This is a genomic window from Microtetraspora malaysiensis, assembly GCF_050947145.1.
Taxonomy (GTDB): Bacteria; Actinomycetota; Actinomycetes; order Streptosporangiales; family Streptosporangiaceae; genus Microtetraspora_A; species Microtetraspora_A malaysiensis.
In genome coordinates this window covers 2,868,726-2,883,049 of sequence record NZ_CP191998.1, presented here as the reverse complement: position 1 = coordinate 2,883,049, position 14,324 = coordinate 2,868,726, and the positions used below count along the sequence as shown (strand labels likewise).

General features: G+C 74.3%; 10 protein-coding genes. 4 read left to right on the top strand and 6 right to left on the bottom strand.

Going from position 1 to position 14,324, the window contains the following annotated elements:
• Window positions 1–162 precede the first annotated feature (162 nt).
• The 4 genes from ACQP1V_RS13740 (at window position 163) to ACQP1V_RS13725 (ending at window position 7,716) form a co-directional block, all read left to right on the top strand.
• Complete coding sequence (locus ACQP1V_RS13740) at window positions 163–987, top strand: SAM-dependent methyltransferase (protein ID WP_433422734.1); 825 nt, start codon at window positions 163–165, stop codon at window positions 985–987.
• 139 nt (window positions 988–1,126) lie between these two features.
• Complete coding sequence (locus ACQP1V_RS13735; protein ID WP_433422731.1) at window positions 1,127–4,063, top strand: helix-turn-helix transcriptional regulator; 2,937 nt, start codon at window positions 1,127–1,129, stop codon at window positions 4,061–4,063.
• 145 nt (window positions 4,064–4,208) lie between these two features.
• Window positions 4,209–5,342: an alpha/beta hydrolase gene (locus tag ACQP1V_RS13730; protein ID WP_433422728.1), complete on the top strand. Its 1,134-nt coding sequence runs from the start codon at window positions 4,209–4,211 to the stop codon at window positions 5,340–5,342.
• A 1-nt stretch (window position 5,343) separates the two neighbouring features.
• Entirely contained in the window at window positions 5,344–7,716 is a 2,373-nt protein-coding gene (locus tag ACQP1V_RS13725; protein WP_433422725.1) for an FAD-dependent oxidoreductase, read from the top strand.
• Here ACQP1V_RS13725 and ligD read toward each other — a convergent pair.
• From ligD to rbsK, 6 genes are all read right to left on the bottom strand, one after another.
• Window positions 7,692–8,915: a non-homologous end-joining DNA ligase gene (gene ligD / locus ACQP1V_RS13720; RefSeq protein WP_433422723.1), complete on the bottom strand. Its 1,224-nt coding sequence runs from the start codon at window positions 8,913–8,915 to the stop codon at window positions 7,692–7,694. The genes ACQP1V_RS13725 and ligD overlap by 25 nt on opposite strands.
• 41 nt (window positions 8,916–8,956) lie before the next feature.
• A complete protein-coding gene (locus tag ACQP1V_RS13715; RefSeq protein ID WP_433422721.1) occupies window positions 8,957–9,982 on the bottom strand; it encodes a hypothetical protein in 1,026 nt (341 codons plus the stop codon).
• 76 nt (window positions 9,983–10,058) lie between these two features.
• Window positions 10,059–11,054, bottom strand: coding sequence for a sugar phosphate isomerase/epimerase family protein (locus ACQP1V_RS13710; protein WP_433422718.1), 996 nt, complete (start codon window positions 11,052–11,054; stop codon window positions 10,059–10,061).
• A 34-nt stretch (window positions 11,055–11,088) separates the two neighbouring features.
• Window positions 11,089–12,057: an HpcH/HpaI aldolase/citrate lyase family protein gene (locus tag ACQP1V_RS13705; protein ID WP_433422716.1), complete on the bottom strand. Its 969-nt coding sequence runs from the start codon at window positions 12,055–12,057 to the stop codon at window positions 11,089–11,091.
• Window positions 12,058–12,137: 80 nt separating this feature from the next.
• Window positions 12,138–13,313, bottom strand: coding sequence for a CaiB/BaiF CoA transferase family protein (locus ACQP1V_RS13700; RefSeq protein ID WP_387413284.1), 1,176 nt, complete (start codon window positions 13,311–13,313; stop codon window positions 12,138–12,140).
• A gap of 98 nt (window positions 13,314–13,411) precedes the next feature.
• Complete coding sequence (rbsK, locus tag ACQP1V_RS13695) at window positions 13,412–14,296, bottom strand: ribokinase (RefSeq protein ID WP_387413282.1); 885 nt, start codon at window positions 14,294–14,296, stop codon at window positions 13,412–13,414.
• Between the last annotated feature and the right edge of the window lie 28 nt (window positions 14,297–14,324).

Sequence of the window (14,324 nt, the reverse complement as noted above, 5' to 3'; positions counted from 1 at the left end):
CCTCCGAGGCCGGAGGCGAAGGGGAAACGCCCAGTTTCCATCACGAAGCGCACCATACATATGGCGGCATTCATAGGGGATATCTCATCTGGCACGCGGACTGACCGGACGTTACGATCACCCGTGAAAATCCTCCGGACCGGCGAACGAAAAGGTGGTCACGTGACCGAACGGAACGCCTCCCTGCCGGAATTCACCGCGAAGACCGCCAATCTCGCTCGTATGTACGACTATTTCCTCGGCGGAAAGGACAACTTCGCGGTGGACCGCGAGGCGGCCGAGGCGATCATGGAGCTCATCCCTGAGGCGCCGGCGCTCGCGCGGGCCAACCGCGCCTTCCTGCGCCGGGCCGTCGGCTTCCTGACGGCCGAGGGGATCGACCAGTTCATCGATCTCGGTAGCGGCCTGCCCACCGGCGGCAACGTCCACGAGGTGGCCGGGGAGACCAGGCCGGCCGCCCGGGTCGCCTACGTCGACAACGATCCCGTGGTCGCCGCGCACGCGCGCGCCCTGCTGGAGGGCCGGGGCTCCACCGTGTTCGTCCACGCCGACCTGCGGCAGCCGGAGACGATCCTCTCCTCCCCCGAGCTGACCCGGGTGATCGACCTGGACCGGCCGGTCGCGGTGCTGCTGGTGTCGATCCTGCACTTCCTCCAGAACGCGGACGACCCGTTCGGCGTGGTCCGCGCGCTCCGCGAGCGGATGGCGCCGGGCAGCTACCTGGTCCTCACCCACGGCAGCGGCGGGCAGCGGCCCGAGACGGAGGAGAGCGTGCGCGAGATCTACCGGGGGTCGTCGGTGGCCGGCGCCGTCGACCGCAGCCCGGCCGAGATCATGGCGTTCTTCGACGACTTCGAACTGGTGGAGCCGGGGCTGGTCGAGTGCTCCCGCTGGAGGCCCGAGCCGCAGGATCGGGCGGACGGCCCCGGGCTGCCCGGCTACCTGCTCGCCGGGATGGGCCGCAAACCGGGGGTCATGGCCGGCTGATCCGGCGACCGGAATGGAATTATGTGCGTTTCCGGGAAATATGTACCGCTCCCGGCACGCAAGATCTGTAAAGTGCCTACCAAACTGATGTCCGCGTGAAACGGGTCGTGACGCGGAACGCGTCGCTGCTGAGGTGGGCATGGAGGGTCGTACGGCGGGGCGGGCCGTACCGGGCGCACCGGCGCCCCTGGTCGGGCGGCGGGACGCGCTCACCGCGATGCGCGACGCCCTCGGCGCGAGCGAACGGCACGGCTTCCGCTTCCTTGCCCTGGCGGGCGACCCCGGCGCGGGCAAGACCCGCCTGCTCGGCGAACTCGCGGCGATGGCCGCGGGCCTCGGCCGCGTCACCATGTGGGGCAGGGCCGCCGAGTTCGAGCAGATGATGCCGTTCAGCCCGCTCGTCGACGCGCTCGACGACCACCTGGAGACCCGGCGCCAGGAGGTCGCGGACGCGCTCGGGCCGGCGACGGCCCGGCTGCTGTCGAGCGTGTTCCCCGCGCTCACCCCCCGCCACCCGGTGGACCCGGTGACCGACCACATCGCGGACCACGAAGGCGACCTCGTCCTCGGAGATCACGGCGGGCCGTCCCCCGAGCGCGGCCTCGCCCGCTACCGGCGCTACCGGGCGATGCGGCGCCTGCTGGACACGCTGTCCGGGCCGGGTGGGCTCGTCCTGATCCTCGACGACGTCCACTGGGCGGACGAGAGTTCGCTGGAGTTCCTCGACCACCTCACCCGGCACCCGCCCGACGCGCCGGTGCTGCTCGCGGTCGCCTTCCGCCCCGCCCAGGCCCCGCCCCGGCTGGCCGCGCTGCCGCTCGCCGCGGCGGCGCGGGCGCACGAGGTCGCCGTCGGCCCGCTCACCCCTGAGGAGGCCGAGGAGTTCCTCGGCTCCCGCGTCGGCAAGGGGCGCCGCCGGGCGCTGTACGAGGCGAGCGGCGGCAACCCCTTCTATCTGGAGGCACTGGCCCGGATGGAGGAGGACGGCCTGAGCGCGCCGGGCGGGCTGCCGCCCACGGTGCTCGCCGCGCTCCAGGTCGAGTTGGCCGAGCTGTCGCCCGGCGCCCTGCTGGTGGCACAGGGCGCGGCCGTGGCGGCCGACGAGTTCGACCCCGCCATCGCCGCCATCGCGGCCGAGGTCCTGACGGCGGCCGCGCTCGATGCCCTGGACGAGCTGGCGCGGCGCGACATCGTGCGCGCGTACGGGGGGCGGTTCCGCTTCCGGCATCCTCTCGTCCGGCGTGCCGTCTACGAGTCGGCGGCGGCCGGGTGGCGGGTGGCCGCGCACACGCGGATCGCCGCCCGGCTCGCCGCGCTCGGCGCGCCCGCCGTCGCCCAGGCCGGCCATCTCGAACGCTCCGGCTCCTTCGGGGACCCGCGCGCCATCCAGGTGCTGGTGGACGCGGCCCGCACGGTCGCCGCGCACGCGCCCGCCACCTCCGCGCACTGGCTGCAGGCCGCGGTACGGCTGATGCCCGACGACCCGGACGGCCGCGGCTCGCGGATGGAGATGCTGCTGGAGCTCAGCCGGGCCCAGGGCGTGAGCGGGAGGCTGGCGGAGGGCCGGGACACCGCGCGCGAGCTGCTGCGGACGCTGCCGCTGGACGACTACACGCGGCGGGGCAGGGCGGCGCGGCTGTGCGCGCTGATGGAGCGCCAGCTCGACCGGCCGCACGAGGCCCGCGCGCTCCTGCTGGACGAGCTGGGCCGGATGCCGCACCCGCGGGCCGCCGCCGCCGTGCCGCTGCGGATGCGGCTGGTGGCCGAGAGCCTCATGCGGGTCGACTTCGACGCGGCCCAGGCCGTGCTTGACCTGATGCCGGACGCCGCGGAGGGCTGGGAGCCGGGTCTCGCCGTCGCGGTGGCGGCGCTGCGGCCCATGCCCGCGTACGCGGCGGGGCGGACGGCCGACGCGGTGCGGTACGCCGATGCGGCGGGCCGGCTGATGGCGGCGGCGCCGGACGACCACCTGGCCGAGTGGCTGGACGCCGTCTCGTGGCTGTGCTGGGCCGAGATGAACATGGGCCGGCACGACGAGGCGCTACGAGACTTCGACCGGGCGGCGGCGGTGGCGGCGGCGACCGGGCAGAGCTACATCCTGACGAACCTGCTGGCCGGGAAGGCGCGGACCCTGATCATGACGGGGCGGCTGGCCGAGGCGCTGGCGGCGGCGGAGGAGTCGGAGGAGGAGGCCCGGCTGCTCGACTCCGGGCAGCAGCTCGTCTTCGCGTTGACGCAGCGCTGCCTGGCCGCGTCGTGGAGCGGCGACGACGAGGCGGCGATCCTGGCCGGCGAGGAGGCGGTACGGCGCGGCGTGGGCGGCGGCGAGGTCTGGGGCGCGATGGCCCGGCACGCGCGCGGCCAGGCCCTGATCAACTCGGGCCGTCTGGAGGAGGGCGCGCGGGCCGTGCTGGAGGCGTGCGACGGGTTCTCCGCGCCTCGCCTGGACCGGGGCACGCTGATGATGAGCTGCGAGACGCTGGCCCAGGCCGCCGCCGACCTCGGCCGCCCCGAGCGCGCGGCCGTCTGGGCCGAGCGCGCCGCGGCGATGGACGATCCCGGCCTGCCCGCCTTCGCGGGGCTCGTCCTCCTCGCCCGCGCGCACGCGCTGCGGTCGCGCAAACCCGCCCGCGCCGCCGAGACGGCCGGAGAGGCGGCCGCCCTGCTGGCCGGGGCGGGACGGCGGCTGGACGTGGGGCGGGCGCGGCTCGCGGCCGGGCTGGCGCATCTGGACGCCGGGGAGCGGGCGCGGGCGCGGGCGGAGCTGAAGGACGCGGCGGCCGACTTCGACGCCTGCGGCGCGCGCACGCTCAAGGCGCGGACCGACCGCGAGCTGCGCCGCCTGGGCGTGCGGACGGCGTCCGCGCCCGTGGGGAGGTCGGACACGCCGTTCGGGCTGTCCCCGAGGGAGCTGGAGGTGGCCCTGCTCGTCGCCGAGGGGCTCACCAACCAGCAGGTGGCGCAGCGGCTGTTCCTCAGCGTGCGGACCGTCGAGACGCACCTTTCCCGGATCTTCGCCAAGCTCGACGTCTCGTCCCGGGTGGGCGTGGCGACCGCTCTCAGCCGCGCGACCTGAACGTCTGCCGGCCGATACAGAGCTCGATACGGAGCTCGATACGGACATCGATACGGGAGATACGGACGCGACAAGTACGGGTTTTCCACGATGTGGCGCTACGGGTGGGCTTGGGAGCATAAATGCCGTCAAGGAGGGGAACGAGATGGACCGCACCATTCCGCGATTCACGCTGGACGGGGTGTCCGGCGCGCAGGTGTCGGTTCACCCGTTCACGACTGAGGATGATCTCGGGCTCACGCTGACCCGGTTCCTCGACCCGTCGCCGGGCTCCTCCGAGGGTGACGTCGTGCTGCTGGTCCACGGGCTCACGTCGTCCTCCGACATGTTCATCATGCCGGAGCACCGGAACCTGGTCCGGTTCTTGCATGGCAACGGGTTCGGGGACGTCTGGGCGCTCGACTTCCGTATGAGCAACCGGTTTCCGTACAACGTCGAGACGCGCGGGCACACGCTGGACGACATCGCGCACTTCGACCACCCGGCCGCGCTACGTGAGCTCCGCCGCTACGTTGGGGCGCGGCGGATCCACGTGATCGCGCACTGCCTGGGGTCGGTGTCGTTCCACATGAGCCTTTTCGGGGGCGCGCTTGACACCGATGGCACGGGCGGTGTGGCCAGCCTGGTGGCGAACAGCGTGGGGCCGATCCTCCGGGTCCACCCGTGGGCGCGGCTCAAGCTCCGGTTCGGCCCGCCCATCCTGGAGCACGTCATCGGCCTGACCTGCCTGGATCCGCGGTTCGCGGACGCGCCGCGGCTGTCGCGGCGCCGCCTCCTGGCCGGGGCCGTGTCGCTGGCGCATCCGGAGTGCCGGGAGCCGGCCTGCCACATGCAGAGCTTCATGTGGGGCAGCGGCCGGCCCGCGATGTACCGGCACGGCAACCTGCGGCCGGAGACGCACGTCCACGAGCGGCTGGCCGACCTGAACAGCTCCGCCGGGCTGTACTACTACCGGCACGTGTCCGCGATAGTGGCGGCGGGCCGCGCCGTGCGGCTGGACCCGTCCGACCCCCGCCACGCCGGGCTGCCCGGGGACTACCTCGCGCACCACCTGGCGAACCCGGACCGGGCGGCCACGCCGGTCCTCTACGTGACGGGCGACCACAACGACGTGTTCACCGACTCCAACATCGTCGCCCACCGCGTCCTGGAGCGGGCGCTGCCCGGACGGCACGAGCTGGAGATCATCCCCGGTTACGGGCACATCGACACCATGATCGGGAAGAACGCGCACATCGACGTGTTCCCCAAGATCATCGACTTTCTGAAGCGGCACTGACGTGGCATCCGGCACGGCGCATGGCGCCGAGCATGTGGACGCCGTCGTCGTCGGCTCCGGGTTCGGCGGGGCGGTGGCGGCCTACCGGCTCGCCGAGGCCGGGCTGTCGGTGGTCGTGCTCGAACGCGGACGCGCGTACGCGCCGGGGTCGTTCCCGCGCAGCCCGGCCCAGATGGGCCGCGCGTTCTGGGACCCCGCCGAGAACCTGTACGGCATGTTCGACGTGTGGAGCTTCCGCGACTGCGACTCGCTGGTGGCGAGCGGCCTCGGCGGCGGCTCGCTGATCTACGCCAACGTGATGCTGCGCAAGGACGAGGACACCTTCGTCCACGAGGAGGCGCTGCCGGGCGGCGGGTACGAGTGCTGGCCGGTGACCCGGGCCGACCTCGACCCGCACTACGACGCGGTGGAGCGGATGATCGGCGTCACGCCGTACCCGTTCGACCGGCCGGCGTATTCGAGCACGCTGAAGACGGGCGCGATGCGGGACGCGGCGGCCGAGCTGGGCCTCGACTGGCGGCTGCCGCCGCTGGCGATCAGCTTCGCCCCCTCCCCCGGCGCCGAGCCGGGCCTCGGCCTGCCCGTCGTCGACCCCGAGTACGGCAGCATGCACGGCGTGCTGCGCCGCACCTGCCGGCTGTGCGGCGAGTGCGACATCGGCTGCAACGACGGGGCCAAGAACAGCCTCGACCACACCTACCTCGCCGCCGCCCGGCATCACGGCGCCGACCTGCGCACGCTGCACGAGGTCAAGGGGTTCCGGCCGCGGCTCGACTGCGGGCACGGCCACGGGTACGCCGTGGACTACGTGCGGCACGACCCCGCCGGCCCGGAGCGCAGGACGCGCGGCACGATCACGTGCGACCGTCTCGTCCTGGCCGCCGGCACGCTCGGCACGTCGTACCTGCTGCTGAAGAACCGGGCGAACTTCCCGGGGCTCAGCGGGACGCTCGGCACCCGGTTCTCCGGCAACGGCGACATCCTGTCCTTCCTGTTGCGGGCGCGGGACCGCAGCCGCACGCTGCCGGTCAGCGCCAGCCACGGCCCGGTCATCACCAGCGCCGTCCGGTTGCCGGACGGCGAGGGCGGCCGGGGCGCCTACATCGAGGAGGGCGGCTACCCGGGGTTCGTCGACTGGCTGGTCGAGGGCGCCGACGTGCGCGGGGAGCTCGGCCGGGTCGCCCGGTTCGCCCTGGACCGGCTGCGGGCGCTGGCCGGGCACGACACGAACATGTCGGCCGAGATCGCCGCGCTGCTCGGGCCGGGCGACCTGTCCGGCAGCTCGCTTCCGCTGCTCGGCATGGGCCGGGACGTCCCCGACGGCCTGCTCCGCCTCCGGAACGACCGGCTCGACGTCGTGTGGACGGCCGAGACGAGCGCGGAGTACGTCGAGCGGGTGCGGGCGACGATGCGGCGGATCGGCCACGTGCTCGGGGCGGAGTACGCCGACAGCCCGGCCTGGCACCGGGACCGGACCATCACGGTCCACCCGCTCGGCGGGGCGCCGATGGGCCGCCACCCGGGCGAGGGGGTGTGCGACGCGTACGGGGAGGTGTTCGGCTTCCCCGGCCTGTACGTCGCGGACGGCGCGGCGATGCCGGGCCCGGTGGGGGCGAATCCGTCGCTGACCATCGCGGCCCTGGCGGACCGCATGTGTACGCGCCTGCTGGAGGCCGGGCCACCGGTCCTTCCCGCGGGTGTGGTGGGGGGAGACGCGGCGTGCGACCGCACGGAGGGCCCGGCCGTTCTGGGTGGCCCGGGTGCTTCCGGCGGTCGCACGTCGCTGTCGTTCGTGGAGGAGATGCGCGGGTTCCTCGCGCCGGGGCTGACCGACCCGCGGAAGCTGGACGGCATGCCGGAGGGGGGCCGGTTCGCCTTCCGGTTGACGATCACGGCCGACGACGCGGGCCGCTTCCTGGCCGAGGCGGAGCATCCCGCGCGGGCCGAGGGCTGGATCGACGCCGCCATGTGCGGGGGGCGGCGTCCGATCGAGCGGGGCTGGTTCAACCTCTTCGCGCCGGGCGACCGCGCGGACGCCAGGGAGATGCGCTACCGGTTGCAGTTCACCGACGACGCGGGCCGCCCCCGCACACTGGTGGGCTGGAAGGACGTGCGGCCGGGGCCGCCGACCCGGGTGTGGCCGGACACCACGACGCTGCTCGTCCGGCTTCTCGACGGCCGGGTGGCCGAGGGCGCGGACGACACCGCGCCGGTGCTCGCGGCGGGCACGCTGCACGTGCTGCCGTCCGACCTGGCCCGGATGCTGACGACGTTCCGTACGGCGGGGCCGGACGGCGCGGCGACGCTGGCGCGGTTCGGCCGGTTCTTCCTCGGGGAGTTGTGGGAGGTCTACCGGCCGCGCCACGGGTCGTAGTCGACCTCGAGCGGCTCCTGGGGCGGGCGCTCCGCCTCGGGGACGTGCTGGAGGTTGACCCGGATCCGGGTCCAGGTCGAGCTGCGGCCGCGCATGGAGTCGACCAGCACGTCGGCCGGGCGCAGCAGCCGGGCGACGTCCGGGTGGCGTGCCTTCCACCGCTCGAACCCGGCTTTGGCCTCGTCCTCGGTCTCGGCCCGGGCGATCTCGATCAGCGGCTTGACGGATTGGCGCCGGCCTTCGCTTTCCCCGGCCGTCCCCGCTTTCCCGGATTTATCGGCTTTTGCGGCTTTCGGTGCTTTCGGGCGGGGGCCCTGCTTCTCGGCGAGGTCGAGCAGCGCGTCCAGCCTGCCGGCGGCCCCGTCCATCGGCGCCCACGGGTCGCCGTTCTCGGCCAGCCGCTCCGGCACGGTGGCGATCGTGAACGCGTCCGGGCGGCACCGCTCCACCTCGTCCCAGGCGAGCGGCGTGGAGACGCGGCCGGTCGCCCGCACCGAGTACGCCGAGGCGACGGTCCGGTCCTTGGCGTTCTGGTTGTAGTCCACGAAGACGCCCTCGCGCTCCTCCTTCCACCAGTGGCTGGTGGCGATCTCGGGGGCGCGCCGCTCGACCTCGCGGGCGACCGCCTCGGCGGCCCGGCGCACCTCGTGGAACGTCCACCGGGCCTCGATCCGCGCGTAGATGTGGAAGCCGCGCGATCCGGACGTCTTGGGCCACGCGGTCAGGCCGTGGTCCTCCAGCACGTCCCGGGCGTGCAGGGCGACCCGGACGATCTGCTCCCACTCGACGCCGGGCACCGGGTCGAGGTCGATCCGCAGCTCGTCGGGGTGCTCCAGGTCCCCGGCGCGTACGGGATGGGGGTTGAGGTCGACGCAGCCGAGGTTCACCGTCCACAGCAGGTGCGCGAGGTCGCGGACGACGACCTCGTCCGCGGTGCGCCCGGAGGCGTAGCCGAACTGCGCCACCTCGACCCACCCGGGCCGCTTCGCCGGGGCGCGCTTCTGGAAGAACGGCGCCTCCGCGACGCCGTTCACGTAGCGCTTGAGGATGACCGGGCGGTCCGCGACGCCGCGCAGGGCGCCCTCGGCCACCGCCTGGTAGTAGGCGATCAGGTCGCCCTTGGTGTGTCCGGTACGCGGGAAGACCACGCGGTCCGGGTTGGTGATCTCCACTTCCCTGCCGTCGAGTTCGAGCACCATGCCGTCACGATACGCGGAGGCCCCGACACTCCTGGGACCTGTCAGAGGGGGACGCCGAGGATGACCCGGCCGCCGGGCTTCTCGGCGATCGTCCAGACCGTGCTCTTCCCCCGCCACACGGTGAGGTCCTCGGGGCCCTTGGGGTACATCCGCTCCCGCACCGCCTCCCCCGGAGCGGTGGTGAGCAGCCGGTCGTTCGCGCCCGCGAGGCCGGACTGGCTGAAGTACCAGCGCCCCTTGTAGGAGGCCGCGCCCTGGATCTTCGACCCCGGCCCGGTGTACGCGTCCACGGGCACGGCCGTCCCCGTCTCGTCGGCGGCGAGGGAGCCGTCGGCGTCGAGCGCCCAGCGGACGACCCGCCCCGTGCCCGAGGTCAGGTACTCGCCCGACACGAGCAGGACGGGGTCGGCGCCGCGGTCGAGGGACGCGAACGAGAACCGCGCGCCCAGCGCCCGGTCGCAGGACCACACGTCCGACTGGGGCAACGTGTACGGGTAGTCGAACGGCCCGCCCACGCACAGGTTGCGCAGGTCGAACACCCGCAACCCTCCGGTGGTGTCCGGCACGTAGAGCAGGTTCTTGTACCAGACGAGCCCGCCCGCGTGGACGTTGATCGGGACGGGCTCGCCGGCGGCGTCCGGCTCCACCAGCAGCACGTGGGCGTACCGCAGGGTGGCGACGTTGAGGAAGCTGACCCGGATGCCCCGCTGCGGCTCCACCGAGGGGGCGGGCCTCCAGTACCAGCTGATCGCGAAGGCCGCCGGGCTGGCCAGCCCGGCGTCGGAGCTGCAGGACAGGCCCTGCGGATACCACTTCTCGGTGACGTCGTCCTTGGTGTCGAGGCGGAACCAGTCGGTCGCCGCCACGCCCTTGAGCGCGGTGGCCGGCCGCTTGTGCGTCGCCACCCGGGTGGCCTTCTCCAGGACCCGTCCCACCGTGGTGCGGGTGCGCGAGGCGAGGAAGGCCGCGAGGGCCGCCTCCCGCGCCGCCGCGCCCTCCGTGTCCCGCCGCAGCGCGTACGGCAGGGCCGCCGACGCGGGCAGCCGCGTCATCCGAGCCAGAGCCACCGATCCCCTCCTCGTCCGTGCGGTGGCTCAACCCTGCCGCGTCAAAGCGGGGAAATGCCGGGTTCCGGGGAAGCGGTCACCGATTCGTGATCGTCCGGGCCAACCGCTCCCGGTTGGCCACCTGGTCGGCGGCCACGAGCTCCGGATCCCGGCCGGTGGCCGGGACGTCCTGCTCGACGACCACCCATCCCTCGTAGCCGGCCCGCTCCAGCGCGCGTGTCACGGCCCCGATGTCGAGGTCGCCCGCGCCGAGCGGCGGGAAGGCGCCCCGGCGGACGGCCTCCCCCAGGTCGCCGCCCGAGGCGCGTACGCGGGCGAGCGTGTCGCGGGAGGCGTCCTTGACGTGGACCTGCCGGATCCGGCCGGCCCAGCGTCCGATCGCGGCCACCGGGTCGCCGCCCGCGAGCCACAGGTGCCCGGTGTCGAGGCAGAGGGACACGTCGGTCAGGTCGAGCAGCCGCTCGACCTCCTCCTCGGTCTCCACGTCGGTGCCGAGGTGGGGGTGGAAGACGGGTTCGAGGCCCCGGTCGCGGCACCGCGCGGCGGCCTCGCTCACCCGTGCGGCGAACCCCGGCCACTCCTCCGGGGTGAGCTGGAGTTCCCGATCGACCGGTGCGCCGGGCCGGGCGAACCGCGCCGGGTTCGGCGGGCAGGCGAGCGTCGGCCGGGGCGCGAACCCGGGGTCGTCCACCGGGACCCCGGCGAACACGTCCAGGGCGGCGTCCAGCGCGGCCAGGTCCTCGGCGAACCCGCGGGCGTCGCCGTACCGGAGGTCCACCCAGCCGCCGGCCAGGCCGAGGCCGTGCCGGGCGAGCCGATCGGCCAGCTCGGCCCCGGTGCCGAGATAGCCGATGGGGCCGGAGTCCGTCCCGTCGTATCCGGCGGCGCGCATGATCGCCAGCATGTCGTCGGGGGCGATCGACGCGCCCTCCGTCGTGTACACGCCGAAGCTGACCGGCGCGCTCGCGATCCTGACCCGGGCCGGACGCCCCCGCCCGCCGGGTTCGCCGGCGCTCCCCCCGGTACGCGCCTCAGGAGTCCGGCTTACGGCGGCAGAGTCAGCGGGGTTCACGGCGGGGTCCTCTCACGCGGGGTCTCCCGTGCCCCTACCCTCCGGCGTGTCCCGGCACGCGGTGGCGGCCGAGACGGTCTCGCCGTACGGCACCGGGCACCTCGCCGGGTGGCTCGGCGGGCGGGCCCGCCACCGGATCCCCCGGGGAGAACTCCAGGACGCGGCGGGCCTGCCGCACCACGGCCTCGTCCACGAAGCGGCCGTCCGGCAGGGCGACCGCGCCCTGCCCGGCCGCTGCGAGCACCTCGCGGGCCGCGGCGATCTCGGCCTCGGTAGGCCGGTACGCGTCCACGATGACCGGCAGCTGGGCCGGGTGGATCGCCGTCCGGCCGCGGAACCCGGCCGCGCGCCCCTCCAGGCAGGACGCGGCCAGCCCGGCGAGGTCCCGGACGTCCGGGTACACCGACTGGGTGGGCGCGGGCAGCCCGGCCGCGCGGGCGGCGACCACGATCCGGGAGCGCGCCCAGGCCAGCCCGCCGTCACCGCTGACGCCGAGATCGGCGCGCAGGTCGGCCTCGCCCAGCCCGATGCTCGCCACCGCGTCGGAGGCGGTGGCGATCTCGAAGGCGCGTTCCAGCCCGAGGGCGGACTCGATGAGCGGGTGCAGGGGCACGCCGGGCAGCGCCGCCGCGATCTCCCGCACCTCCGCCGCCGACTCCACCTTCGGCAGCCGGACGCCGCACGTCCCCGTGACGAGGGCGGCCAGCGCGTGCAGGTCCGCCCGCCCGTACGGCGTGCGCACGTCGTTCACCCGGATCTGGACCCGGGGCTGCGGTGTGGCGAGCAGGGCGACGGTCTCGGCCCTGGCCAGGCCTTTGTTCTCGGCCGCGACCGCGTCCTCCAGGTCGACGATGACGACGTCGGCGTCCGTGGCGAGCGCCTTGGCGACCCGGTCCGGCCGGTCGGCGGGGACGTACAACAAGGTGAGCGGCTGGAACCGCGGCGCGGAACCGGGTCCGGGCGGCGTGATCGGGGGCATGGTCGGGGGCGTGGTCGGGGGCACGGGGTCACTCCTCACGGCTTCTTCTGCCGCCTGATGATCCCCTTGACACGCCGAGTCAACCCCGGCGGGGCTGTGATCCGTCACACGACCCCCTTCTCACGCAGCTCGGCGATCCGGGCCGGCGGCAGGCCGAGCGCGCCCAGCACCTCGTCGGTGTCCGCGCCGTGCGGGCGGCCGGTCCAGCGGATCGCCCCCGGCGTCTCCGACAGCCGGAACATGACGTTCTGCATCCGCAGCGGCCCCAGCTCGGGATCCTCGACGGTGGTGATCGCGTCGAGCGCGGCGATCTGGGGGTCGGCCATGACGTCCCGTACGTCGTAGACGGGGGCGACGGCGGCCTGCGCCTCCTCGAAGGCCGCGAGCACCTCGTCGCGGGTGTGCCGGGCCACCCAGGCCGCCACCGCCCCGTCCAGCTCGTCGGCGTGCCGCACCCGGCCGGCGCCGGTCGTGAACCACGGCTCGTCGATGAACTCGGGACGGCCGACCAGCCGCATCACGCGCTCGGCGATGTTCTGGGCGGAGGTGGAGACGGCCACCCACGAGCCGTCCGCGCACCGGTACGTGTTGCGGGGCGCGTTGTTGACCGACCGGTTGCCGGTGCGCGGGGGCACGACGCCGAGCCGGTCGTAGACGGTGGGCTGCGCGCCGAGGACGCTCAGGATCGGCTCGATGATCGACATGTCCACCACCTGGCCGCGGCCCGATTTGAGCGCGGTCATGATCGAGAACGCGGTGGCGAGCGCGCAGATGCCGTCCGCCAGTCCGAAGGGCGGCAGCGTCGGCGGGCCGTCCGGCTCCCCCGTCATCGCGGCGAAGCCGCTCATCGCCTCGGCCAGCGTGCCGAACCCCGGCCTCCTGGCGTACGGGCCGAACTGCCCGAAGCCGGTCACCCGGGCGAGCACCAGCCCGGGGTTGGCCGCGCTCAGCCGGTCGTAGCCGAGGTTCCACCGTTCAAGCGTGCCCGGCCGGAAGTTCTCGATCACCACGTCCGCGTCCCGCGCCAGCTCGGCCAGCAGGTCCTGGCCGTCGGGGGTGGACAGGTCGAGGGTGATCACGCGCTTGTTCCGGCCGAGCATCTTCCACCACAGCCCCTCCGGCCCGTGGCCGCGTGAGGGGTCCGGCTTCGCCGGATGCTCGACCTTGATCACGTCCGCGCCGTAGTCGCCGAGCAGCATCGCGGCCATCGGCCCGGCGAACAGCGTCGCCAGGTCGAGTACGCGTACGCCCGACAGAGGCGGCGTGGCGGGGGCGGTCATTCGTTCCTCCAGTGGGTTTCGCGCACCGGGGCCGCCCCCGGCGATCGCGTCGGGGGCCGCGCGGACGGGAGGGAACCCGCGTCCGCGCGGCCCCTCGGTCACGTGAGCGCCGCGTCGATCTCGGCGCGGCTGGGCATGGACGTGCTCGCGCCCTCCCGCTGGACGGACAGCGCCGCCGCCGTGGAGGCGAAGCGCAGCGCGTCCGCCGGGGAGCGGCCCTCGGACCTCGCGGTGGCGAGCGCGCCGACGAACGTGTCGCCGGCCGCCGTGGTGTCCACCGCCTCGACCGGTACGGCCGGCACCAGCAGCCGGTCCCCGGCGCGCGAGCCGTACAGCGCGCCCCGGGAGCCGAGGGTGATCACGGCCTCGGGGACGCGGTCGAGCAGGGCCTTGAGCGCGTCGTCGGGGTCGGCGGCGCCGGTGATGGCGGCGGCCTCGTGCTCGTTGGGCACGATCAGGTCCACGGCGCCGAGCAGCTCGTCGGGCAACTCCACGACGGGGGCGGGGGTGAGGATCACGGGGACGCCGGCCGTGCGGGCGGCGCGGGCGGCCTCGACGACCCCCTCCAGCGGCAGTTCGAGCTGCAGCAGCAGGGCGCGCGAGCGGGCGATCATCTCGATGTCCTCGGCGGAGCAGCCGGTGACGGAGCCGTTGGCGCCGGGCACGACGATGATCGAGTTGCCGCCGCTGTCCTCCACGACGATGTGCGCGATCCCGGACGGTCCGGGCACGACCCGCAGCCTGCTGGTGTCGATGCCCGCCTCGAACAGCGCTCCGCGCAGCTCCGGGCCGAAGGCGTCGTCGCCGACGGCGCCGATGAACGCCACCTGGGAACCCGCCCGCGCGGCGGCGACCGCCTGGTTGGCGCCCTTGCCGCCGGGGATCGTACGGAACGCACGCCCCGCCACGGTCTCGCCCAGCTTGGGAGCGGACGGTACGTAGGCCACCAGGTCCATATTGGCGCTGCCGAACACCGAGATCACGATGTTTCCTCCAGGATCGTCACCTTTA

Bases quoted from the DNA above. Each gene is read 5' to 3' on its own strand.
- ACQP1V_RS13735 (WP_433422731.1), top strand. From the start codon at position 1,127: ATGGAGGGTCGTACGGCGGGGCGGGCCGTACCGGGCGCACCGGCGCCC.
- ACQP1V_RS13730 (WP_433422728.1), top strand. From the start codon at position 4,209: ATGGACCGCACCATTCCGCGATTCACGCTGGACGGGGTGTCCGGCGCG.
- ligD (WP_433422723.1), bottom strand. From the start codon at position 8,915: ATGGTGCTCGAACTCGACGGCAGGGAAGTGGAGATCACCAACCCGGAC.
- ACQP1V_RS13700 (WP_387413284.1), bottom strand. From the start codon at position 13,313: ATGACCGCCCCCGCCACGCCGCCTCTGTCGGGCGTACGCGTACTCGAC.